Source organism: Humidesulfovibrio mexicanus (assembly GCF_900188225.1).
Lineage (GTDB): Bacteria > Desulfobacterota > Desulfovibrionia > Desulfovibrionales > Desulfovibrionaceae > Humidesulfovibrio > Humidesulfovibrio mexicanus.
Map to the genome: position 1 here is coordinate 144,990 of NZ_FZOC01000005.1, position 23,179 is coordinate 168,168.

General features: G+C 67.1%; 15 protein-coding genes and 1 riboswitch. Of the genes, 11 read left to right on the plus strand and 4 right to left on the minus strand.

Annotation, left to right across the window (positions count from 1 at the left end; all coding sequences use genetic code 11):
• The first annotated feature begins 68 nt into the window (after positions 1 to 68).
• The 6 genes from CHB73_RS12025 (at position 69) to CHB73_RS12050 (ending at position 7,144) form a co-directional block, all read left to right on the plus strand.
• Complete coding sequence (locus CHB73_RS12025; protein ID WP_089274832.1) at positions 69 to 2,129, plus strand: ABC-F family ATP-binding cassette domain-containing protein; 2,061 nt, start codon at positions 69 to 71, stop codon at positions 2,127 to 2,129.
• The gene (locus tag CHB73_RS12030; RefSeq protein WP_089274833.1) at positions 2,122 to 2,523 is read left to right on the plus strand and encodes a (deoxy)nucleoside triphosphate pyrophosphohydrolase; all 402 of its coding nucleotides are present in this window, start codon (positions 2,122 to 2,124) and stop codon (positions 2,521 to 2,523) included. The genes CHB73_RS12025 and CHB73_RS12030 overlap by 8 nt, the downstream gene beginning before the upstream one ends.
• Before the next feature lie 195 nt (positions 2,524 to 2,718).
• On the plus strand, positions 2,719 to 3,594 hold the full coding sequence (locus CHB73_RS12035) for a methylenetetrahydrofolate reductase (RefSeq protein WP_089274834.1): 876 nt from the start codon (positions 2,719 to 2,721) through the stop codon (positions 3,592 to 3,594).
• A 12-nt stretch (positions 3,595 to 3,606) separates the two neighbouring features.
• On the plus strand, positions 3,607 to 4,638 hold the full coding sequence (locus CHB73_RS12040) for an aspartate-semialdehyde dehydrogenase (protein ID WP_089274835.1): 1,032 nt from the start codon (positions 3,607 to 3,609) through the stop codon (positions 4,636 to 4,638).
• Positions 4,639 to 4,655: 17 nt separating this feature from the next.
• Positions 4,656 to 5,594, plus strand: coding sequence for an aminotransferase class IV (locus CHB73_RS12045; protein ID WP_089274836.1), 939 nt, complete (start codon positions 4,656 to 4,658; stop codon positions 5,592 to 5,594).
• 164 nt (positions 5,595 to 5,758) lie between these two features.
• Positions 5,759 to 5,843: riboswitch (ZMP/ZTP riboswitch) on the plus strand.
• A 74-nt stretch (positions 5,844 to 5,917) separates the two neighbouring features.
• On the plus strand, positions 5,918 to 7,144 hold the full coding sequence (locus CHB73_RS12050) for a benzoate/H(+) symporter BenE family transporter (RefSeq protein ID WP_089274837.1): 1,227 nt from the start codon (positions 5,918 to 5,920) through the stop codon (positions 7,142 to 7,144).
• A gap of 43 nt (positions 7,145 to 7,187) precedes the next feature.
• Here CHB73_RS12050 and CHB73_RS12055 read toward each other — a convergent pair whose 3' ends face one another.
• Positions 7,188 to 7,433 (minus strand): hypothetical protein, encoded by a 246-nt coding sequence (locus CHB73_RS12055; protein ID WP_089274838.1) that lies wholly within the window; start codon positions 7,431 to 7,433, stop codon positions 7,188 to 7,190.
• A gap of 139 nt (positions 7,434 to 7,572) precedes the next feature.
• Here CHB73_RS12055 and CHB73_RS12060 point away from each other — a divergent pair, with 139 nt between their 5' ends.
• The 5 genes from CHB73_RS12060 (at position 7,573) to CHB73_RS12080 (ending at position 14,661) form a co-directional block, all read left to right on the plus strand.
• Entirely contained in the window at positions 7,573 to 8,700 is a 1,128-nt protein-coding gene (locus tag CHB73_RS12060) for a metallophosphoesterase (protein ID WP_179217023.1), read from the plus strand.
• A 72-nt stretch (positions 8,701 to 8,772) separates the two neighbouring features.
• Positions 8,773 to 10,209, plus strand: a complete 1,437-nt coding sequence (locus tag CHB73_RS12065; RefSeq protein WP_235641595.1) for a HAMP domain-containing sensor histidine kinase — start codon at positions 8,773 to 8,775, stop codon at positions 10,207 to 10,209.
• Between the two features lie 9 nt (positions 10,210 to 10,218).
• Entirely contained in the window at positions 10,219 to 10,863 is a 645-nt protein-coding gene (locus CHB73_RS12070) for a hypothetical protein (protein WP_089274841.1), read from the plus strand.
• 8 nt (positions 10,864 to 10,871) lie between these two features.
• On the plus strand, positions 10,872 to 12,317 hold the full coding sequence (locus CHB73_RS12075; RefSeq protein ID WP_089274842.1) for a sigma-54-dependent transcriptional regulator: 1,446 nt from the start codon (positions 10,872 to 10,874) through the stop codon (positions 12,315 to 12,317).
• A gap of 319 nt (positions 12,318 to 12,636) precedes the next feature.
• On the plus strand, positions 12,637 to 14,661 hold the full coding sequence (locus tag CHB73_RS12080) for a methyl-accepting chemotaxis protein (RefSeq protein ID WP_089274843.1): 2,025 nt from the start codon (positions 12,637 to 12,639) through the stop codon (positions 14,659 to 14,661).
• Between the two features lie 191 nt (positions 14,662 to 14,852).
• On the opposite strand, the gene CHB73_RS12085 is transcribed toward CHB73_RS12080, so the two are convergent.
• The 3 genes from CHB73_RS12085 to CHB73_RS12095 are packed head-to-tail and all read right to left on the minus strand — an operon-like array spanning position 14,853 to position 23,172.
• On the minus strand, positions 14,853 to 15,677 hold the full coding sequence (locus tag CHB73_RS12085; protein WP_089274844.1) for a thioesterase II family protein: 825 nt from the start codon (positions 15,675 to 15,677) through the stop codon (positions 14,853 to 14,855).
• Positions 15,674 to 20,077 (minus strand): non-ribosomal peptide synthetase family protein, encoded by a 4,404-nt coding sequence (locus CHB73_RS12090; RefSeq protein WP_089274845.1) that lies wholly within the window; start codon positions 20,075 to 20,077, stop codon positions 15,674 to 15,676. The genes CHB73_RS12085 and CHB73_RS12090 overlap by 4 nt, the downstream gene beginning before the upstream one ends.
• Complete coding sequence (locus CHB73_RS12095; RefSeq protein WP_089274846.1) at positions 20,074 to 23,172, minus strand: type I polyketide synthase; 3,099 nt, start codon at positions 23,170 to 23,172, stop codon at positions 20,074 to 20,076. Before CHB73_RS12095 ends, CHB73_RS12090 begins: the two co-directional genes overlap by 4 nt.
• Positions 23,173 to 23,179 lie beyond the last annotated feature (7 nt).

Genomic DNA, 23,179 nt, shown 5'->3' on the forward strand with positions numbered 1-23,179 from the left:
GGGCCGTCGCAAGGCTTGGCTTCGCCCCGGCGGGCGCATTTCGCGCCGGTCCACATTTCGGAGGATTCGTGTCCAAGATTACTGTGCAGAACGTCGAAAAGTCCTACGGGGGCGAGACCCTCTTCTCCAGCCTGTCCTTCGAGGCGCAGCCTGGAATGCGCCTGGCCGTGGCCGGGCCCAACGGCACGGGCAAGAGCACGCTCTTGCGCATCCTGGCCGGCCGCACCGAGCCTGAGGGCGGCAGCGTGGTCATGAGCAAGGGCGCGCGCGTGGGGTACGTGGCCCAGGAACTTTCCGGCGCGGACCTCGGCGAGCCGTTGCTCGGCTGGGTGCTTTCGGCCCTGCCCAGCTGGGGCGACTTCTGGCGCGAGTGGGAGCAGGCCGTGGAGGCCCGCGACGAGGCCAGGTTGGTGAAGCTCTCCGAGCGGCAGCACCGCTTCGAGGAGCAGTACGGCTACAACCCGGAGCACAAGGCCAGGGCCATCCTTTCCGGACTGGGCTTCGAGGAGGGCGACCTCTCCCGGCGGCTGGAGCACCTCTCCGGCGGCTGGAGAGAGCGCGCCAAGCTGGCCCGCGTGCTGCTGCAGGGGGCGGACGTGCTGCTTCTGGACGAGCCCACCAACCACCTGGACCTGGAGGCCGTGCAGTGGCTGGAGGAGTACCTGCTGGCCTTCAAGGGCACGCTGGTCTTCGTGGCGCATGACCGCGTGTTTCTGGAGCACGTGGGCTCGCACGTGCTGGTGCTGGGCCTTGCCCGGCCGGTATTGCGCCAGGGCTCCTTCAGCGATTTCCTGGCCTGGATGGACGAGAACGCCGAGCAGCGCGTGCGCGAGGCCGCCAAGCTCACCGCGCGCATCGACCACGAGCAGGAGTTCATCCGGCGCTTCCGGGTCAAGGCGCGCAAGGCCGCCCAGGCCCAGAGCAAGCTCAAAAAGGTGGAGAAGCTGCAGGACGAGTTGGACCGGCTCAAGGGCGACGCCTTGGGCGGCCGCGCCGGGCGCAGGCTGTCCTTCCGCCTGCCGGAGCCCCCGCGCGGCGACAAGGTCGCGGTGAACGCCGTGGACCTGGAGTTCAACTACGACAGCCGCCACGGCCGCGTCCTGTGGCCCAGGCTCAATTTCCAGATCTTCCGCGGCCGCAAGATCGCCCTGGTGGCGCCAAACGGCGCGGGCAAGTCCACGCTGCTCAAGGTGCTTATGGGAATGCTTGCGCCCACCCACGGCTACGCCAAACTGGGCCCGGCCACCCAAGTGGGCTATTTCAGCCAGCACCAGACCGAGATCCTTCGGCCCACGGGCACGGTGATGGGCGAAATGCGCCGCCTGTGCGACCCCAAGTGCACGGAGGAGCAGCTCATGGGCGTGCTGGGGCTCTTCCTGCTGGGCGAGGGCTACTTCGAGCGCCCCGTGGCCGCTCTTTCCGGCGGGGAGAAGAGCCGACTCGTCATGGCCAGCCTGTTCCTGGGCCGGGCCAACCTGCTCATTCTGGACGAGCCCACCAACCACCTGGACTTGGAGACCCGCGAGGGGCTGGTGGCCGCCCTCAAGGACTTCGAGGGCACCATCTTCATGGTGGCGCACGACCGGCACCTGCTGGCCGAGGTGGCCGAGGAAATCTGGTCCCTTGGGCCGGAGGGCCTGGTGCAGCACCACGAGGGCTTCGAGGCCTACGACGCCAAGCGCCGCGCCGCCCTTGCCGAGGCCCGTCTTGGCGCCCGGCGCGAGGCCAGGAAGCCGGAAGGCGTCCCCGCCGCCCAGGCCACGGCCAACGCTTCGGCGCAGGCCGCACCCCAGCCGGATGACGACGAGCAGGGCGCGCGGCGGCTTTCCAAGGAGGAGAAACGCAAGCTGGCGGACAGGCGCAACGCCCTGTCCCGCGCCCTGAAGCCCCTGCGCGACGAATACGCCAAGTGCGAGAAGGATCTGGAGCGCGTGCTTGGGGAGCAGGGCGAGCTGGAGGCCAAGATGAACGACCCCGCCACCTACGAGAGCGGCGGCGACGCCCTGGCCGTGAACAGCCAGTACCGCGAGGTGTCCGACTGGGCGGAGAAGCTCATGGAGCGCATGGCCGCCCTGGAGGAGCAGATGGCCCAGGTGCAGGCGAAGATGGGGGCGGACCTCGATGGTTGACGCCAGCGGCGCGCTTCTCGTGGTTGCGGGCGTGGTCTGGCGGGACGGGCGCTTCCTTGGAGTGGAGCGCCCTGCGGGCAAGGCGCACGCGGGCTGGTGGGAGTTCCCCGGCGGCAAGGTGGAGCCGGGCGAGAGCCTAGCGGCCGCGCTGGTGCGCGAGCTTGAGGAGGAGCTCTCCTTCACGGCCACGCGGCTCGCCTTCTGGCGCGAGAAACGCTTCGACTATCCGCAAGGGCCGGTGCTTCTGCATTTCTTCCACGTCACGGACTTCACCGGCGAGGTCATCCCCCGCGAGGGGCAGCGCTTCGCCTGGTTCACTCCCGGTCAGGCGGACGCATCCATTTTTCTGCCCGCCAACGCGGACATCGTGCCCGCGCTTTGCTGGCCCCTTTGAGGGCGCGCCCAGGCGCTTCCCCGGCAGGCCGCCTGGCGGTCCGGCCCCTTTGCCTTCCCCGTCCCAGCGCCTTTCGTTTCCGCCCCTGCGGCCCACGCATTGCGCCCCGCCGCGAGAAGGAGTATGCACTCAATTTCTGCGCCCACCCCGGAGTCCCCCCAATCTTGGCGCGCAACCAGCAAGGAGCGGAAACGCTTGCAGATCGCGGAACTTATCCCCACACGGAAGCCGTTCTTTTCCCTTGAGTTCTTTCCCCCCAAGGAGCGGGAGACCTGGCCCAGGTTTTTTGCCGAGGTGGAGAAGCTCAAGGCCGTGAACCCTCTGTTCGTCTCGGTGACCTATGGCGCGGGCGGCGGCACCCAGGCCAACACGCTTGACGTGGTCACCCACCTCAAGCGCGAGCTGGACCTTGAGCCCATGGCGCACCTGACCTGCGTGGGCGCGTCGTCCGCAGCCCTGCGCGGTTTTCTCGAAGCCATCAGCCGGGCGGGCATAGACAACGTGTTGGCGCTTCGCGGCGACCCGCCCAAGAACAACCCGGACTTCCGCTTCGAAGGCCAGGAGTTCCAGCACGCCTCGGACCTGGTGCGCTTCATCCGCACGGAGTTTCCGGCCATGGGCATCGGCGTGGCGGGCATTCCCACCATGCACCCGGAGTCGGCCAGCCTGGACGACGACCTCAAATGGGTGCGGCACAAGGTGGACGCGGGCGGCCAGTTCGTGGTGAGCCAGCTCTTTTTTGAGAACGAGCTGTTTTTGACCTACGTGAAGCGCCTGCGCGAACGCGGCGTCACCGTGCCGGTGCTGCCGGGGGTCATGCCCATATTGAGCATGAAGAGCGCGGAGTTCATCGCCACCCTGAATGGCCGGGCGGTGTTCGGCGGCTTCTACGAGGAGTTGGAGCGCGCCTTTGCCGCGGGCGGCGACGAGGCCGTGCGCGCGCTTGGCCTTGCGCGCGCCGTGGCGCAGGTGCAGGGCCTCATCGACGCGGGCGTTCCGGGCGTGCATCTGTACACGCTGAACCGGGCCGAGGCCTGCCTTGCAATCGTCGACAAGATCACCTTTCCATAAACGGAGTGCAACATGAGCGCGAAGAATCCCAAAGTGGCAGTGGTGGGCGCTACCGGCGCCGTTGGCCGTGAAATGCTTGAGGTGCTGGCCCAGCGCGAGTTCCCCGCGGCCGAGGTGGTGCCCTTCGCCTCCTCGCGCAGCGCGGGCAGCAAGGTGGAGTTCAAGGGCGCCGAGCTCACCGTGCGCGAGCTGAAAGAGGACTCCTTCGCCGGGTTCGACCTGGCGCTGTTCTCCGCGGGCGGGAGCACCTCCGAGAAGTTCGCCCCGCTGGCGGCCAAGGCAGGCTGCGTGGTGGTGGACAACTCCAGCGCCTGGCGCATGGACCCGAAGTGCCCGCTGGTGGTGCCGGAGGTGAACCCCAACGATCTTTCCTGGCACAAGGGCATCATCGCCAACCCCAATTGCTCCACCATCCAGATGGTGGTGGCCCTGAAGCCCCTGCACGACGTGGCCAGGATCAAGCGCATCGTGGTCTCCACCTACCAGGCCGTGTCCGGCACCGGGCAGAAGGCCATCGCCGAGCTGGAGGGCCAGGTGGTCCGGCTCATGAACGGCAAGGAAATCGAGCCCAAGGTGTACCCCTACCAGATCGCCTTCAACTGCCTGCCGCAGATCGATGTGTTCCTGGACAACGGGTATACCAAGGAAGAGATGAAAATGGTCAACGAGACCAAGAAGATCATGGGCGACGACTCCATCCGCGTCACGGCCACCACCGTGCGCGTGCCCGTCTTCTATGGCCACTCGGAGTCCGTGAACATCGAGACCGAGAAGAAGCTTACGGTTGAAGAGGTCCGCCAGATTCTGGCCAGCGCGCCGGGCATCATCGTGGAGGACTTCCCCGAGAAGAAGATCTACCCCATGGCCGTGAACGCCGCCGGCCAGGACGACGTGTTCGTGGGCCGCATCCGCGAGGACGAGTCCATCGAGAACGGCATCAACCTGTGGGTCGTGGCCGACAACATCCGCAAGGGCGCGGCCACAAACGCCGTGCAGATCGGCGAGGAACTCCTCCGCCGCAATCTGTTGCGGGTGCCGTCGTAAGGCGGCGGGGAGCCCATATGCGCGTTGCGGATTCCACGGACTACCTGGAGGCCCTGCTGGAGGCCATACGGCCCGGGACCGAGGAGGTGCTCGCCTTCTACGACCACCGCGTGGGGGTCATCGGCACCGACGCCCGGCTCATGCTCATGCCCTGGGACGACCATCTGGTCCACAGGGGCGACGGCGTGTTCGAGTCGCTCAAGTACGAGGGCCGCAAGCTGTACCAGCTGGATGCGCACATCCGGCGCATGAAGATCTCCTGCCAAGCCATCCACCTGGAGCCGCCGTGCTCCTGGCAGGAGTTGAAAGAGGCCGTCGTCGAGGTCGCGGCCGCGGGCAACGAGCCCGATGGTTTGATCCGCGTGCTTTTGGGGCGCGGGCCGGGCGGCTTCGGGCTCGACCCCTACGAAAGCCCGGTGCCGAGCCTGTACATTGTGGCCTACCGCCTGCACCTGCGGCCGGAGAGCGCGTTCGAGAAGGGCGCCACGGCCATGCGCACCTCCATACCGGCCAAGCAGGCCTGGATGGCCACGGTCAAGACCACCAACTACCTGCCCAACGTGCTCATGAAGCGCGAGGCCGTGAACAACCGCGTGGACTTCCCCCTGTGCTTCGGCCCCAACGGCTTTCTGGCCGAGGGCGCCACGGAGAACGTGGCCCTGGTGGACGAGGCCGGGCGGCTGGTGATTCCGGAGTTCACCAACTCCCTGGCGGGCACCACCCTCATGCGCGCGGTGGACCTGGTCAAGGGAGACATGCCCGTGGTCTTCAAGGGCGTGAGCGAGGACGAGCTGTTCGCCGCCCGCGAGGTGATGATGGTGGGCACCAGCTTCGACGCCATCGGCATCGTGCGGTACAACGGCAAGCCCATCTTCGACGCCCGGCCCGGCCCGGCGACCCGGCGCATTCGGGAGCTGCTGCGGGACGACCTGAAGCAGAACGGCCTGGCCTTCTAGCCCCGGCCGGTTGACGAAAACGCCGCGCCCGGCTTCTTCCGCAAGCGGAGGAGGCCGGGCGCTTGCGCGTTTCCGGCCTGTGCTGGGGCGGCAACCAGGGAGCCGCCAGGTCAGGCGAAGCCGTCTTGACGTTCGGCCCGTCCCAAAGTAGAAGCACGCGCATACAGGGGCCGCGTGACTGGCGAAACCGTGGAGCCAACCACGAGGAAGCGCGGGTCTCCCCACCAGCCGCTCGCCTGGGCTGCGCCGCCGCCGATCCATCGGACGCCGGAGGCGTACCACCGGAACCCTTCCTCCCCCGGAAGGCGCACTGGGAGGCGACCATGCCCGGAATCTCTCCAAAAACCCTCGTTCTGTCGCAGGCGGCCAGCCTGGGCGACCTCAGGCGCGACATGTCGCTTTCGGCCGTGGTGGCCGGAATCATCGCCGTGGTGGTCTCCTACGGCGGCCCTGCGGCCATCATCTTCCAGGCGGCCAGCCAGGCGCAGCTCACCCCGGACCAGCTCACCAGCTGGATCTGGGCCATCTCCATCGGCTCCGGCCTGTGCGGGCTGGTGCTGAGCCTTGTGTACCGCGCGCCGGTGATCATCGCCTGGTCCACGCCGGGCGCGGCGCTTTTGGCCGCGGGCTGGACGGCCTACCCCTACCCGGAGGCCATCGGCGCCTTCGTGTTCGCGGCCGTGGCCATCACCGTGTTCGGGGCCACCGGGCTCTTCGGCGCGCTCATGGAGCGCATTCCCCAGGCCGTGGTGGCGGCCATGCTGGCGGGCATCCTGTTCCGCTTCGGGGTGGAGGTGTTCACGGCCATGCGCGCCACGCCCGCCCTGGTGGCGCCCATGTTGGCCTGCTACCTGCTCATGAAACGCGTCTGGCCGCGTTACGCCATCGTGGCCACCCTGCTGGCCGGGCTTGTGGCGGCGGCGGCCCTGGGTCTGCTGGACTTCTCCCTGGTGGAGGCCAGCATTGCCCGGCCGGAGCTTACCGCGCCCCGCTTCAGCCTTGGGGCGCTCATCGGCCTCGGGGTGCCGCTGTTCATGGTCACCATGACCGGGCAGAACGCCACGGGTCTGGGCGTGCTGCGCACGGCAGGGTACAAGACCCCAGGCGGCCCGCTGGTGGCGGCCACGGGCGCGCTCTCCACCGTGCTGGCCTTCTTCGGCTCCCACGGCATCAACCTGGCGGCCATCACCGCAGCCATCTGCACGGGGCCGGAGGCTCACGGCGACCCGGACAAGCGCTACGTGGCCGGGGTGGCCTGCGGGCTGGCCTACCTGGTAGTGGGGCTTTTCGGGGCCACGCTGGTGGGGCTGTTCACGGCGCTGCCGCCGGGACTCATCGCGGCCATTTCCGGGCTGGCGCTCTTCGGCGCGCTGCAGAACGGCCTCACTCAGGCCATGGCCGACGAGGCCCGGCGCGAGGCCGCGCTGGTGACCTTCCTGCTCACCGTGTCCGGCGTGTCGGTGTTCGGCGTGGGCTCGGCCTTCTGGGGGCTCGTTGGCGGCGTGCTGGCCGACTGGGCGCTCACCGCGCGCCGCAGCCCGGCCAGCTAGCCAAGCAGGGGGCAGGCCGGGGCTTCCCGCCCTGGCCTTGCGTTCAGTAGGGCAGGGAGCGCGCGTCCGGCGGGGCGATCTCCTCCCAGTCGGCGAGCGGGGCCAGGTCCTGGGGCACGAACTCCCAGCGTTCGCCGGAGCGCAGGGCCTGCTCGGGCGCATCGTCGGCGATGACCTGGTCCAGGGCCTTGGCCGCGTTTTTGCGGTCGTCCTCGTCCAGGGCCATGATGGTCTCGGGGTGGCGGTCGCCGTCGGACATGACGCGGTACACGAGATAGAGCTGTCGCATGGGAGCCTCCTTCAGTGTGTGCCGCGGCATCATGCCCCAAGGCCGCGCCGTGCGCAACGCCCCCGCCTTGACTGCCCGGCCCCGGCGCACCTACTGTGTCCAAGCTCAGCGTTTCTGCACCCTCACCGCCGGAGTCCCCATGCGCTTCTATCTTGTCTTCACCGCCATCTTCATGTTCATGCTGGGCATTTCGCTTTTGCAGGCGCGGCGGCAGGTGGGCGTGGGCAACCACGCCTCGCTGGTGCTCATGGCCTACGGATTGGCGGTCAGCCTGCTGCTCGCCTCCACGCGCGCCATGCCCGACACCTGGTCCCTGGACTTCGCGCGGGTCATGTGGTGGCTGGGCTACGGCACCTTTGCGGCGGTGTCGTACCTGTTCCTGTTCCAGGTGTGCCTGCTGCTGGCGGAGCTGGCAGCGCGCTTCCTTGCGCCCGGAGTGCTGGGCTTTTTCCGGTCCTGGCGGGCCTTGTGCCTGGCCTTCGGCCTGACGGCGCTGGTGCTGGCCTACGGCAGTTGGGAGCTGTGCGACGTGCGCGTGCTCTCGCGGCAGATGGTCTCGGCCAAGGTGGCGCGTCCGGTGCGCATGGTGGCGGCAAGCGACCTGCACCTGGGCGTCATGGTGAGCGCGGCGCGCATGGACGCGCTGGTGCGGCTCATCCGCGCCCAGAACCCGGACCTGCTGCTCCTGGTGGGCGATGTGGTGAACGACCACCCGGCCAGCCTGGAGCCCCTGGCGGAAAAGCTGGCGGCGGCGCGGCCGCGCCTGGGGACCTACGGCGTGTTCGGCAATCATGAGCGCTACGAGGGCGACGGCGCCAGCGCGCGCGTGTTCCAGTGGGCCGGGGCGCGGCTGTTGTGCAACGAGTCCGTGCGCCTGCCCGAGGCGGGCATCCAGATTCTGGGCATTGTCGATCCGGGCCGCGCGGCGGATGTGACGGGCGAGATCGTGGACGAGATCCACTCCCTTGCGCCGCAGGTCGACCCCGCGCTCTTCGGCGTGCTTATGAACCACCGGCCGGTGGCCTGGCGCGAGGCCGCGCTGCCGCTGGGCATAGAGCTTACGCTTTCGGGCCACACGCACCGGGGCCAGGTGTTCCCCTTCTACCTGGTGGTCGCCGCCTTCCACGAGTTCATGGGCGGGTTTTACGAGCAGGACGGCAAGGTGCTGGGCGTGAGCGCCGGGGCGGGCTTCTGGGGGCCGCCCCTGCGCGTGTTGGCCCCGCCGGACATCCTGGTGATCGACGTGCTGCCCGCCACGGCCCCATAGCCAGCAATGTGGACCCCCGCGCCGAAAGGGCGTAGGGGGGGCGGGAGATTCTTTTCCGCAAGGACCGTTCGCGTGGACACAAAACCTCCCCGCCGCCTCGGCATCACCGCCAAGCTGCTCATCTGGTGCATGATGCTTGTGGGCATCTTCTACGCCACCACCAGCCTGCTCATGCTGCGCATCCAGAACCTGGTGGAGGTCTCCTCGGCCATCGTCAACGTCAACTACGACATGGACCTTTCCGCCCAGCGCATGATCCAGCAGCTGCTGTCCCTTGAGGAAAACCGCAAGCGCTACGAAATACTCCAGAAGGACGCCTACATGGAGGCCTTTGTCTCGGACCTGGAGGACTTCGGCAAGACGCTTTCCTCGGTGCTGGAACGCCACCCGGACTACCGCGGGCCATGGGCCGGGTTGGTGCGCGAGTATGCCGAACTGCTGGTGCGCAGCCGCGACACCGGCCCCAAGGTGCTGCCCGACCGCATGGTGGCCAGCTGGCTGGAGACCCTTGTGGACGCGCGTGAGCGCAACCAGCAGGAGATGGAGGCCCGCCTGAACGACCTGGCCGCCAAAAGCCGTGCGGCCGAGCGCCTGGGCTTCATGGGCCTCATGGTCAGCATCGCCTTCGGCGTGCTGGGCAGCGTGTTCATCGCCTACCGGCTCAACATTTCCCTTTCGGAGATACGCCGGGGCATCCGCGAGCTGGGCGGCGGCGAGCCCACCCGGCCCGTGCGCGTGAACACGCGCGACGAGCTGGGCGAACTGGCCCAGGCCTTCAACACCATGGCGGCGCGCCTGGCCGAAGAAGAGAAGATGCGCCAGGACTTCATCGCCATGCTCTCCCACGAGATCCGCACCCCGCTCACCAGCATCCGCGAATCCGTGGACCTGGTGGAGAGCGGGGCCTTTGGCGAGGTGAACGAGAAACAGCGCCACTTCTTGGACATTTCCCGGCAGGAGGCGCTCCGGCTCACGCATCTTTTGGAACGGCTCATGAAGGTCTCCAGCCTGGAGGCCCAGCGCCTGCGGCTGGCTGTGGAGCCGCTGGACGCCGCGTCCCTGGCCCGGCAGGCCCTGGACAAGATGCAGTCCACCGCCCTGGCCAGGAACGTGGCGCTCAAGGCCGAACTGCCCGAAGATTTCGTGTTCGTGGAGGCCGACCAGGAGCATGTGACCCAGGTGCTGGTGAACCTGCTGGGCAACGCCATCAAGTTCTCCCCGCCGGAATCCCTTGTGCGGCTGAGCGTGACCCCGGAGCCCAGCGGGCGCTTCGTCATCTTCTGTGTCGTGGACGAGGGGCCGGGCATCGCCCCGGAGGAGCAGGAGCGCATCTTCCTCAAATACTACCGCGAGCCCAGCGTGCGCGGCAGCGTGGACGGCCTGGGGCTCGGGCTGTCCATCTCACGGGGCATCGTGGAGGCCCACGGCGGCAGCCTGTGGCTCAACAGCGCGCCGGGCTGCGGGTCGAGCTTCTGCTTTTCCCTTCCCAAGCCCAAAACGATGGTATAGGACACGCCCATGACACGACGCACGCTCTTGTCCCGGCGCGTCGGCGCTGGTCTTCGCCTCCGGGCGGAGGGCTTCGTCCGCTCCCTTTTGCTTTTGGCAGCCCTCGCGCTTGGTGGCTGCTCCCTGGCCAACGGGACCCAGGCGCCCCCTGTGCAGGAACCGCGCGCGGCCTACGTTCTGGCCGTGGATTCCTACCTGGCGGGGCAGTACGAGAAGGCGGCCTTCATCTTCCAGCGTCTTTCCGGCGATACGACCGACCCCGTTCTGGCGCGCAAGGCCTATTATGGCCTGGCCTGTTCGCGGTTGGCCACGGCCAGCACCCCGGAAGAACTGCACCACGGCTTGAACCTTTGGAACAACTGGGTGCAGATGACCCCGGAAGGGCTGCCCTCGGAAGATCCGCGCCTGCTGACCCCGCTCTTGCCCCGGCTCACGGCGGCGGTGGGGCAGGAGAACCCGCCCATGCTCTCCGCCGAGGAGATCGACCGCGAGCTTGCCCGCAGCAAGCGTCTGGCCGGGTGCCAGGAGGAGACCGGCAAGGTCAAGGAGGCCCTGCGGAAAAAGACCGCCGAGGCCGAGGCCCTGCGCAGCCAGCTGAACGCCCTGGAGCGCCTGCACCGGGAAATCACCATGAAGAAGAAGGGCCTGGAGTAGCGCCAGCGATGGACGGCAAGGAACAGAGCGGTCCCCTCGTCCTGTTGGTGGACGATGACAAGAATATTCTGCAGGTGCTGGAAGCCCGGCTTTCCTTCGCCCACTACCGGACCATAGCCGCGCGCAGCGCGGAGGAGGCCGTGGAGCTCTTGGCCCGCCATCCGGTGGACCTCGTCGTTTCCGACGTGAAGATGCCGGGAATGGGCGGGGTGGGGCTGCTGCACGAGATCCTCGTCCAGTGGCCGCACATCCCGGTGATCCTGCTCACCGCCTACGGCAGCATTCCCGACGCCGTGTCCACCATCCGCTCCGGCGCGGCCGACTATCTCACCAAGCCCTTCGATGGGCACCAGCTGCTGCAGAAAATCGCCGCGCTTCTTGGCCGCCAGAGCGCGAAGCCGGAATCCCCGGCGCGCCGCCAGGGCGACGGGCGGCACAAGGCCATAAGCGAGGTCATCTGGGGCGGCAAAAGCCCGGTCATGCGCGAGTTCTACTCCGTGCTGGAGCGCGTGGCCCCAACCGACGTGGCCGTGCTCATCATGGGCGAAAGCGGCACCGGCAAGGAGATGGTCGCGCGGATGCTGCACGACCTTTCCCCTCGCGCCAAGGGGCCCTTTGTCATCGTGGACTGTGGCTCCACCCAGCCCACGCTGCTGGAAAGCGAGCTCTTCGGCCATGTGAAAGGCTCCTTCACCCATGCCGTGCGCGACAAGAAGGGGCTCATGGAGGAGGCCGACGGCGGCACGCTCTTCCTCGACGAAATCGGCAACATCACCCCGGAGATGCAGACCCGGCTGCTGCGCTTCCTGCAGGAGCGCACCATCCGCCGCGTGGGCGACACGCGCGCCATTCCGGTCAATTGCCGGGTGCTGGCCGCCACCAACGCCGACCTGCCCGCTCTGGTGAAAAAGGGCGAGTTCCGCGAGGATCTCTACTTCCGTCTCAAGGTCGTCACCCTCAGAGTGCCCCCCCTGCGCGACCGCAAGGAGGACATCCCGCTTTTGACGGAACGCTTCCTTGAGCGCTTCAGCGCGGAGCAGAATCGTCCCGCCGTCAGCGCCTCGCCGGAGACCCAGGCCCTGCTCATGTCCCACAGCTGGCCCGGCAACGTGCGCGAGCTCAAGCACGCGCTGGAGGGCGGCATGGTCTTCTGCCAGGGCCAGACCCTCACCCCGAAAGACATTCAGTTGGAGCAGGCCCGGAACCTTCACCCGGATCCCGTCCCGGCCGAGGCCGCCGCGCACTCCGCAAACGGCCAGCCAGCCAACGGCCGCACCGGAACCGATGCCCTTTCCCTTGAGGAAAACGAGCACCAGACCATTCTGCGCGCCCTGGAGCGCGCGGCCTGGGTCAAGAAGAACGCCGCCGACCTGCTCGGCATCAGCCGCAGGGCCATCCATTACAAGATCAAGAAGTACAACATCCAGATTCCCGGCAAGGACCAGGACGAGTAGCCGCCGCCCGCATGTGGGCGTTCGCTTTCCGTACGTTCAAAGGCTTGCCGTAGTTTTCGCACATCTTTTTGTGATATATTTCACGTTCTACGGATTGGCGTAGTACGTATTTTTGTGCGTCCTGCGCGTATCGCATGTTCCATTTCCTCAAGCGCTGGGATACCCTGCCGATATACAACAATATGCCGGTGAACTGTTCCGGCGTGGACGTGTTGGCGCGTGGTGCGCAAGATCGTGAACCCCCTCCCCCGGCGGGGCTTGGCGTTTCCGCCGGGCGTTCCAAGCGGGCGTTATCGCCCCTTCCCACCAGGAGGCCCTGATGCGCTTGACCCTGCTCCAGAAGATCACCGGATTGGTGTTTCTCGCCGTGGTGCTTGTGGGCGGTGGCAACTACGCCGCCAACCGCTACTTTCTCTCCAATACCCTGGACGAGCAGAACGTGAAGGAGGTGGGCGCCCGCGCCGACCTTGTGAGCGACCAGTTCGAGGGCCTCAAAAAGAACCTTACGGCCAACGGCTTCCTCATGGCGAGCAATCCTGAAGTGGCCCGGCGCATGGCCGAGGCCGACACCGCCTGGCTGCAGAACTACGCCAAGCAGGTCATGGCCGAAACCGGACTAGAATCCATCACCATCTCTGACCGTGAAGGGAAGTGCATCGCCCGCGGCCATTCCGACAAGGTGGGCGACAGCGTCGCCAAGCAAGTCAACGTTCAGAAGGCCCTCAAAGGAGAGGTCACGGTGGGCGTGGAGCAGGGCACCATCGTCAAGTTCTCCCTGCGCGCGGGCTACCCCGTCAAGCGGGGCGACGAGATCGTGGGCGTCATCACTCCCGGCTTCACCCTCTCAAGCGACCGCTTCGTGGATCAGATCAAGAAGAACCTGGGGCTGGAGTGCACCCTGTTCCAGGCCGACACCCGCATCTCCACCACCATCATGAAGGACGGCAAGCGCGCCATCGGCACCAAGATGGACAACCCCGCCGTGCTGGAGGCCGTGATCCAGAAAGGCCAGCGCTTCCTTGGGCACAACGTCATCCTGGGCCTGGCCTACAACACCGCCTATTGGCCCATTGTGGACGTGAACGGCAAGAACGCGGGCATGTTCTTCATCGGCCAGCCCCGCTCCTTCATCGAACACGTGCTGGCCCAGACGCATCTCTCAAGCCTTGGGTCCACCATCCTTGTGGGCGTCATCATGCTCGTGGCGGGCTTCCTCTTTTCCCGCGCGCTGGTGCGGCCCATTCTGGCCGCCATCGACTACGCCCGCAAGGCCGCCGCCGGGGACCTGAACGCGGAGCTTGTGGTGCACTCAAACGACGAGACGCACACCCTGGCCGAGGCCTTGCAGACCATGACCGCAAACCTCAAGGCCAAGATCCAGGAGGCTGAGGCCAGCACCAGGGCGGCCGACGCCAAGGCCAGGGAGGCGGAACTCGCCACGCGCGACGCCCTTGAAGCCAAAAGCCTGGCCGAAAGCGCAAAGCGCGAAGGAATGCTCCACGCTGCGGGCAAACTGGAGGAGATCGTGGAGCGCATCACCTCCAGCTCCGAGGAACTCTCCGCCCAGGTGGAGCTTATGAGCCGGGGCATGGATTTGCAGCGCGACCGCGTGGCCGACACGGCTTCGGCCATGGAGCAGATGAACGCCTCGGTCATCTCCGTGGCCCGCCAGGCGGGCGAGGTGGCCGCCTCCGCCGATACGGCCAAGGTCAAGGCCGCCGGCGGCTCCGACGTGGTGCGGCGTTCCCAGCAGGCCATCGGCAATGTGGAGGCCATCGCCGTGCAGCTTAAGCAGAACATGGAGCAGTTGGGCACGCAGGCCCAGGCCATTGGCCAGGTCATGAACGTCATCAACGACATCGCCGACCAGACCAACCTGCTGGCGCTGAACGCCGCCATAGAGGCCGCGCGCGCGGGCGACGCGGGCCGGGGCTTCGCCGTGGTGGCCGACGAGGTGCGCAAGCTGGCCGAAAAGACCATGGGCGCCACCAAGGAAGTTGGCGACAACATCCGCGCCATCCAGGAGTCCAGCCGCAAGAACATCACCAGCATGGACTCCGTGGCCCAGGCCATAGGCGAAGCCACCAGCCATTCCAGCGAATCCGCTCAGGCCCTGGAGGAGATCGTCGTCATCTCCCGCAGCAACGCCCAGCAGGTGCAGGGCATCGCCGGAGCGGCAGAGGAACAGTCCGGCGTAAGCGACAAGATCAGCCGCGCCATAGACGAGGTGAACCGCGTGGCCGCGGAAACCGCCGAAGGCATGAACCAGTCCGTGGCCGCCATCAGCGAACTGGCGCGCATGTCCGGGGATCTGCGCACCCTCATCGGCGAACTGAAGCAATAGCGGGAACGGAGCCAGGGGCGCCCGCCCCTTGGACCCGCCGGGGGGCTCAAGCGCCCCCCGGAGCCCCCGCGCATGGTGGCGAGTGGCCGTACCCGTGGCAAGGGCCACGGCGCAGGCGTCCATGGCCAGGGTGAGGGCTCGTTGTTGTTCATAGTGTTTCTTGCCGCAGGTGTTGCGGAGCGTCGTATTTTCTAAGCTTTTGTTTCAGCTGGCCGCGCTGTGGTCCGGCCGGGCAACGTGTCGGACGTTGCCGCGCACATGGCGTGGGTCCGATCCTTGATAGCCGCGAGGACTCCCTCGCGGTTCTGGTCGATGAAGAAGTGGCCACCATGGAACAAACGCACGCGGCACCCGGCGGAGGTCCAATCCGCCCAGCGCTCCATGGCCCAGGGCGGGGAGTCCTCGTCCTGCACGCCGCCGAACACCTCGATGGGCGCGTCCAGGGGCTCCGGTTCCGGCGGAGCGAACGTCTCCAGCAGCCGGAAATCTGCGCGTACGATGGGAAGGAAGAAGCGTGTGAAGATCGGGTCGGTGAGCACCTCTTCGGGGGTGCCGCCAAGACGCCGGATTTCTTCGATCAAGGCCTGGTCGTCTAGGGTGTGGCAGGTTCGGCCGCCGTGTGGCAGGTGGATGGGGAAGCGCCCCGAGGCGAAGAACAGCCGGGGCGGAGGGGCGCCCCGCCGGGTGAGTTCCCGCAGGACCAAGGTGGCCACCGAACTGCCGAGGCTGTGCCCGAAAAAAAGATAGGGTTCGCTGGTGAAGGGGAGCAGGGCCTGGGCTAGTTCCACCACCAGGGCGGCCATGTCTGAGGCCAGGGGTTCGCCGTGGCGCGAGGCGCGGCCGGGCAGCTCAACGGGGCAGATGCGGACGCTGGCCGCAAGCCCCGGTTGCCACTGCCGGTAGTATTCGGAGCTGCTCCCGGCGAAGGGGAAGCAGAACATTCGCGGGGTCCGGATCGGCTCTGCGGGCATGTGCGGCAGGCAGGGCGGGGCGGTGTGGTGGTCCATGGGGGTCATGCTGCGCCCTGCTGGGTGCGGTTTCCCGGTTCAGGCAGCCAGCCCTGTTGAATCATGCGGGCCAGATACCTCTGGAAGAGTTCGTCGGAGATCGGCGCGATGGAGCAGCCCGCCCGCTCCAGCGCTGCGGTGGTCTGGGCGCAGTCTAGGGCCAGCGAGGTATTGGCGTCGTATCCGTCGTCGTTGATCATGGACAGAAGGATGCGCAGGTTGTCGTCCGCCGCGTCGGGCGGCAGTCGTCTAAGGCGCTCGGTCCATTGCTCCGGCGGGATCATGTCGACCGCATAGCCCGCCAGGACAAGATTTTTGTGCATGGTCTCCCAGGGCAGCTTGTCCCGGCTGTTCATGTGGAAGGCCTTGCCGTAGCAGTCCGGCTGCGAGGCCAGGGCCACCACGGCGCGCGCCGCCTGGTCAACGGGAACCATATCCACCAGCCGCCTGCTGCCAGGCATGAATCCGGTTTGCGCAAACACGCGCAAAAGCCGCCAGTATATCTCGCCCGTGTCGCAGTAGTGGCTGCGGGCGTCGCCGCCCACCGTGGTCATGCGGTACACCGCCACCGGCAGCCCCCGCTCTCCGGCCCGGCGGACCATATGGTCCGCCACCCATCGGCTCAGGATGTAACCGGTCTGGATGCCCTCGCAGGAGGTGAAAGGGTCGTTCTCTTTGACCGGTGCGCTTTCGTCTGTGCGGGCCACGAAGTCCACGATGGAGGTGCTGCCCACGTAGTGCACGGGTATGCCTCCCTGGCAGGCCAGACGCAGTGCTTCGCATGTGCCCAGCACATTGGCAGGCCGCAAGGCCGCATAGCTTTGGGCCAGGTTCACGTTGAACCCGCTGTGGACAAGGAGGTCCGTCTCCCGCGCCAAGCGCTCCCAGAGGCCGTCGCCCAGGCCGAGGCCTGGCCGGTCCAGGAATCCGGGCACGACTTCAAGCTTGGCCGCGAAGCCTTCCTGCCAGCAGCCGATTTTCGTCAGTCTTGCGCGCAACGCCTGCAAGCCTTCTTTGGCCGTGGCGCAGGGCTCCAGGCAGCGGACCGTCACGCCATCGACCTCAAGCAGCGCGGCAAGGATCCACAGGCCGATGAAGCCTGGCGCGCCTGTGGCCAGAACCAGCGCCCCGGCCTTCAGAACCATGGCAGGCGCGCCTGTTGCCGTGGGGGTGAGTCCGTCGGCCAGCGCCACGTCCCGCCGGGCCAGGGGAATGTCATGCAGCCGGTGGCCCTCGCGTCGGCCCGAGGCCAGGAATCTGGCCATGTCTTCCAGCGCGCTGTGGGCGTATAGATCCTTGATGGCCACAGGATGCGCGTGGGTTTTGGAAAGGGCGAAGGCCAGCCGGGTGATCGACAGGGAATCCCCTCCGAGATCGAAGAAGTCGGCCTCGCGGTGGGGGACTGCACGGCCCAGGGTGGCCTCCCAAATCTTGGCCAGCTGGCGTTCGGCCTCATTTGCGAATGCTGCCGCGGGGCCGTCTTTTTGCCCGAAGGCAGGGGGCAGCGCGCGCGTGTTGATTTTTCCGGAGGGGGTCATGGGCCAGTTTCGGATCGCAACGATGGCGTGTGGACGCATGGACAGTGGGAGCCTTTCCGTCACATGACGCCTGATGTCCGCCAGTTCCTCGTCGGCCGACCCGGCGGCCGGGGTTGCGGATGGTTGCACATAGACCACGATGCGGCGGCTTCCCTCGTGTTCCGGGGTCAGCACCACGGCCTCCAGCACACGCGGATGCTCAAGCAGAGCCTCTCGGATTTCTTCAGGCTCGACGCGGACGCCGCGAATTTTGCATTGGCTGTCCTCCCGTCCCGCGAAGAACAGCCGCCCGGCCTCGTCCGTCCAGCCCCTGTCTCCGGTGGCGAACCACAGCGGCCGCTGTGGCGGGAAAAACGGCAGCAACCTTCCAGGTATGAACGCTTTGGCAGTGGCTTCCCGATCATGCCCATAACCAGAGGCCAGGCAGCTCCCGGCAACGTGGATTTGACCCTCTGTTCCGGCGGGCACGGGCAGGCGGTTTCCGTCCAGCACCGCCACATCCGTGTTGGCGATGGGCTCGCCTATGGGAACCGGGCCGGGACAGGGCTCGGTCACCTCGTGCCAGGTGGCGTCGCCCATGACTTCGGCGCAGCCGTATAGGTTGAACAGCCGAACCTCGGGTAGGTCGCGTCTGGTTCTTTGAGCCAGGCCAGGGCTCAGAGCCTCGCCGCTGCAGGTTAAAAAACGCAGGTCCGGCAGCCTGGCCCGCAGGCCTCCTTCGATCGAATGCATGGCCCCCAGCAGGGAGGGCACCACGATGAGCCTGGTGACCCTGCGCCGCTCCAGGATGGCGACGAGCTCCTGCGGGTCGCGGGCGTCGGCCGCGTCGACAAGCACAAGGGGAACGCCCGCCAGCAGCGCCCCGAAGGTTTCCCAAAGATAATCCACGAAGGCCGGGGAGGTTTTCTGGCAGGCCCGTTCGCCTTGCCCCCAGGGAAGCTCTTCCCACATCCAGTGCAGCCGGTTGCCCAGCGCGCGGAAGGAGATGTCGATGCCCTTCTGGAAGCCGGTGGAGCCGGAGGTGTGCAGCAGGCAGGCCCGCGCTTCCGCCTCAGGGGCCGTGGAGGCGGGCAGCGGCGCACCCGTCCGGCTTTCGGCCAGGACATCCTCCAGGAAAAGCGCGGTACGCCGTGGCCGGTCCCCGCAGGCCTCGATCACGGGAAGCCACAGGTCGCGGGTGGAAAGAACATGGTCCGGCCGGGCGCGGTGGAGCATCTCCGCAGCCTGCGCCGGGGGATAGGTCGGCGGCAGCGGGGTCCAGGCCGCGCCCAGCCGCCATACGCCAAGCATCGCGGCGATGAGCCCGGTCCCGGCGTCCAGGCGCAAGGCCACGAGCTGCCCCGGGCCGACCCCCTTGGCCGCCAGCCCCGAGGCGATGGCCAAGGCGGTATCCGCAAGCTCCCGGCGGGTGACGGGCGGCCCCTGCGCGGGGAGAAGCGCCGCAGCGGCGCCGTCCGCCGTGTCCAGGGCCTCCAGCATCCTCCAGGGAGCGAACTCCGGGTAGGCGGCCTGGCGGCCCAAGGCGACTCGGCCCTCTTGCGCGTGGGCGGCGAAGAAATCCAGCAGGCGGGCTTGTGGTCCTTGGGCCAGGAAAGCCATGGCGCGGCGCATGGACTCCAGCAGCTGCGCAACCGCGGACTCCGGGAACTCGCCCCTGTTGTGCAGCAGGGCCAGGCGCAGCCGATCGCCTGGATACCCAACCATTGTCAGGGGATAGCTGGTTTTCTCGAAGCCGGAGACCTCGTGGAAGGTGAAGCCCAGCCTGAGGGTGTCGCCGTCGGCTGCGGGCATGTTCTCGAACACGGCCAGGGTTTCCAGAAAGCCTTCGTCCGGCCGGGCGCATAAGGCCCGGATGTCGCCAAGGGGCAAGTGGTCGTGCTCCGAGGCCTCGGCCATGTGGTCCTGAATGGCGTTGAGCCATGCGCCGACGACGGCCGTGCCGGGGCAGTCCGCGCGCAGGGGCACGATGTTCAACAACAGGCCGAAGGTTTCCTCCACGTTTGGAACAGCGGCCGGGCGGGAGGCCACGGTCACGCCTGTCAGAATGTCATTTTGCCCGCTGTGCAGGGCCAGGGTCAGCAACCAGGCGCCCAGGAATACAGTGTTCAAGGTCACCCCCATGGCGCTGGCTGCCCGAACCATGGCCTGGGTTTCCTCTCCGGACAGCGACAGCGTGCGCTGGGCAAAGCTGTCGGCGGTATCGGTGAAACCTTCCCGGCGCAGATCGACCATGGGCAGGCAGGGCCTCACACCTCGCAGGCGTTGCGCCCACCAACGCAGGGATTCCTCCCTGGGCTTGGCGGCCACGTGCCGGACATAGGCCTTGAGCGAGGGAGCCGTGCCCAATCCTGCGTCTATACCTTCGGCGATGCGTCCGTAGGCGGCGGCAAATTCGCTCAGCGCGATGCCGATGGACCAGCCGTCGGAAATGATATGTTGCAGGGTCATGGTCATGCGGAACGTGTCCCGGTCCAGGCGGTGCAGCGCGATGCGCAGTAGCGGGGCTGTGGCCAGGTCGAAGCCCAATCGGCTGTCTTGGACAAGGAAGTATTCAACCCGTCGGGTCCGCTCATTTTTATTCATCCGTGCCAAGTCCTCGTACAGGAAGGGAAGCTTCACGGCGCGGCGCACCACCTGGTGTGGGCGTTCCAGGCCCTTCCAATGAAATGACGTGCGCAAGGCCGGGTGTCTGGTGGTCACGGCCTCCCAGGCCGCGCGGCAAATAGACGGATCCATGCGGCCCCTGCCGTGAAGGCTGTATTGCTGTATGTACTGTGAGCCGTTCGGCGAGCGCTCGGCGTGATACAGCATTCCCATTTGCAGCGGCGTGGGGGGGAAGATGTCTTCTATGACGTGTGTCGTACCGTTCATTTGTCTGCTCCAGTGGCGGCGAGTATTGCCTGCAAGTCATCATCCGAAACGCCGTCGAATCTATGGTCCTCGATTGTTTCCACGCGGTCGCCTACTGCGTTGGCCCCGTCGCGCCGCATGTGCCCGTTCTGCTCCATGCATCGGCACAATGCGGCGATGGTTTTGGCCGTGAACACATCCTTTGCGGTGAAGTGTAGGCCGCGGTTTGTCCCCATGCGGACCATGCGCAGCACGTGCATGGAGTTGCCGCCCAGCTCAATGAAGTTGTCCTCTACGCCGACGGGGCGCATCAATAGCAATTCTTCCCATATTTCTGCCAGGATGCGCTCGGATTCCGTGGTTGGAGGCGCGTAGCCGTCCCGGCTGGCCCTGGACTGCTTGGGCAAGGTGGCGGCTGGGGCCGTGGACGGCGCGTTTCGCCCCGCGACGGTCGCGTCCGCCAAGGGAGCGATCCAGTGCCGCTGCCGCGCGAAGGCGTAGCCCGGCAGTGGCACGGTTCTGCCCGGCCGGATGCCGGGGCAGCCATCCCAGGCCAGCTCGCCTCCGGCAGTCCACACCTCACCGAGAATTTCCAGGGCCGATTCTGGCTCGCGTTGCCCCCGGCCACCCAAGGCGGACACGGCCACGCACTCGTCTCCGAGCTCCTGCCGGGCGAAGGAGCACAGGGTTCTGCCCGGCCCAAGCTCCACCCCCAGGCAGCGCTGGGCAAAGAGTGTGCGCAGGCATTGGGCGAAGCGTATGGTCCCGCGCAACTGGCGCAGCCAGTATTCCGGCGTGGCCATGGACGCGTCGGCCCAGGTCCCGGTGAGGTTGCTCACCACGGGCAGTTGGGGGGGGCGCATGGGCACACGTTCCAACTCGTCCCGAAAGCTGGGGAGCGCTGCGTCCATGAATGAGGAGTGGAACGCGCCGGAGGTCTTGAGCAGGGTGCCCTGCTCCCCGGCGCGGGCCAGGAATTCGGCGCAGGCTTCAAGATATTGCCGCTGCCCGGAGAGCACGCAACTGGAGGAGGTGTTGGCTGCAGCCAGCTCCACCCTGGCACGCAGCGGTTTGGGCAGCATGTCCAATTGGCCTTCCCCGATGGACAGGGCCAGCATGGCCCCACCCGTGGCCCGACCCATGGCCGCGCCGCGCGCGACAACCAAGCGCGCCGCGTCTTCTTCGGAAAATATCCCGGCCAGGCAGGCCGCCGTGTATTCTCCAATGCTGTGGCCCAGCAGGTACGCGGGCCTGAGGCCGTTTTCCATGAGCAGCCGCGCCAGGGCGTACTCCAACGCGAAAAGCAGGGGCTGGGTTGTCTGCGTCTGCGCGATCCGCTGGGCCGCCGCCGCGTCGCCCTCCCAGCAGGCGCTCAGTACTGCCTGCAGGTCCGGACCGCCTTGGGCGCGCACCATCTCCGCCATGTTTCTGAACAGCTCGCGAAAGCGTTGGTCCGAGCGGTAAAGGCTGCCCGCCATGGCCGGATGTTGCGCGCCCTGGCCGGGAAAGAGGAACGCGGCGGGCCGCGCCTCTCCCGCTGGGACGAATCGGGCGGGATCCTGCCTCCGCGCCAGAGCGGCCTTCAGTTCCTCAAGGCTGGCCGCCACCATGGCCCTGCGGGCTGGGAGCACTGCCCGGCCGCGCAGCAGGGTGTGGGCAAGGTCCGGCATACAGGGAGGATCGCGGTCCAGGTGGGCGGCTAGGTCCGCCTGGGTGCGGAACAGGCCGTCGGCATCGCGCCCGGAGAGCAGAAACAGCAACGGACCGTCCGGGGAGTCGGCTGTGTCGTCGTGGAGTGGAGGCCCTTGGAGCACGATGTGGACATTGGTGCCGCCCAATCCGAAGGCGCTGACCCCTCCCAGCCGCGCTGGTCCGTGTTCGGGCAGGGCGGAACAATCCGCCCGCACGGTGAAGGGCGCGATGTCCTGGCCGAAGAGAGGATTGAGCTGCTTGAAATTGGCAGTGCCGGGAACTTGGCCGTGGCGCAGGCAGAGCACGGCTTTGATGAACCCGGCCAGCCCCGCCGTGGCATCCAGATGGCCGATGTTGCCTTTGACCGAGCCGAGCAGGATGGAGCGTCCTTCCGGAGAAGGGGCCTGTGCGGCTTCCAGGAACGCCGTCCCAAGGGCCGCAACTTCTATGGGGTCGCCCAGGGGCGTAGCGGTGCCGTGCCCTTCCACGAAGTCCACGTCCCAGGGGGACACCCCGGAGAGCCGGAGCGCCTCGGCGATGACAGTAGCCTGCGCGTTGACCCCTGGGGCGGTGAAGCCCACCTTGTCGCCGCCATCGTTGTTTGCCGCTGTGGCCCGGACTACGGCCAGAATATGGTCGCCCTGGGCCTGGGCGTCCTCCAGCCGCCTGAGCAGAACCGCCCCGACACCGGACCCGAAGATCGTGCCCTGGCCTTGGGCATCGTAGGGGCGGCAGCGTCCGTCGGGCGAACGCATTCCCCCTTCGAGATACAGGTAGCCGAGTTGCGGCCCCAGCAGGGTGGCCGAGGCCACAAGGGCACGGTCGCATTCGCCGCCCAGCAGCGCCTGGCAGGCCATGTGCAGGGCGGTCAGGGACGAGGAACACGCGCTCTGGATCGTCATGGCCGGACCGCGCAGGTTCAGCTTGTAGGCCAGGCGTGTGGCCGCGTAATCCTTGTCGTTGCCAAGCAGCGCCTCGGTCATGTCCAGTCGGCCCGCAGTCAGGTGGCCGTACAGGTTGATAAGGAGGTAGGAGCTGAGGCCGCAACTGGCGAACACGCCAGTGGCGGTCCCCCGTGAATCTCCCGGTGCGTGCCCAGCGTGCTCGAAGGCCTTCCAGGCGTATTCGAGCAACAGGCGTTGTTGCGGATCGGTTATGGCCGCTTCGTGGGGCGAGAGGCCGAAAAAGTCTGCATCGAAGTGGTCGTGCCCCTGGATGCCACAGGCCATGGGCACGTACTGCGGATCCTCAAGCAAGGCTGCGTGGGGGCCGCGCCCGAGTTCCTCCCTGCTCAGCGTGACCATGCCTTGCCTGCCCAGCAACAGCCCCTCCCAGAAGGCGTCCAGATTCTCCGCGCCGGGAAAGCGGCAGGCCATGCCAATGACCGCGATGCACTCATCGGTGTAGTGGTATGTTTTTTTCATTTTTCCT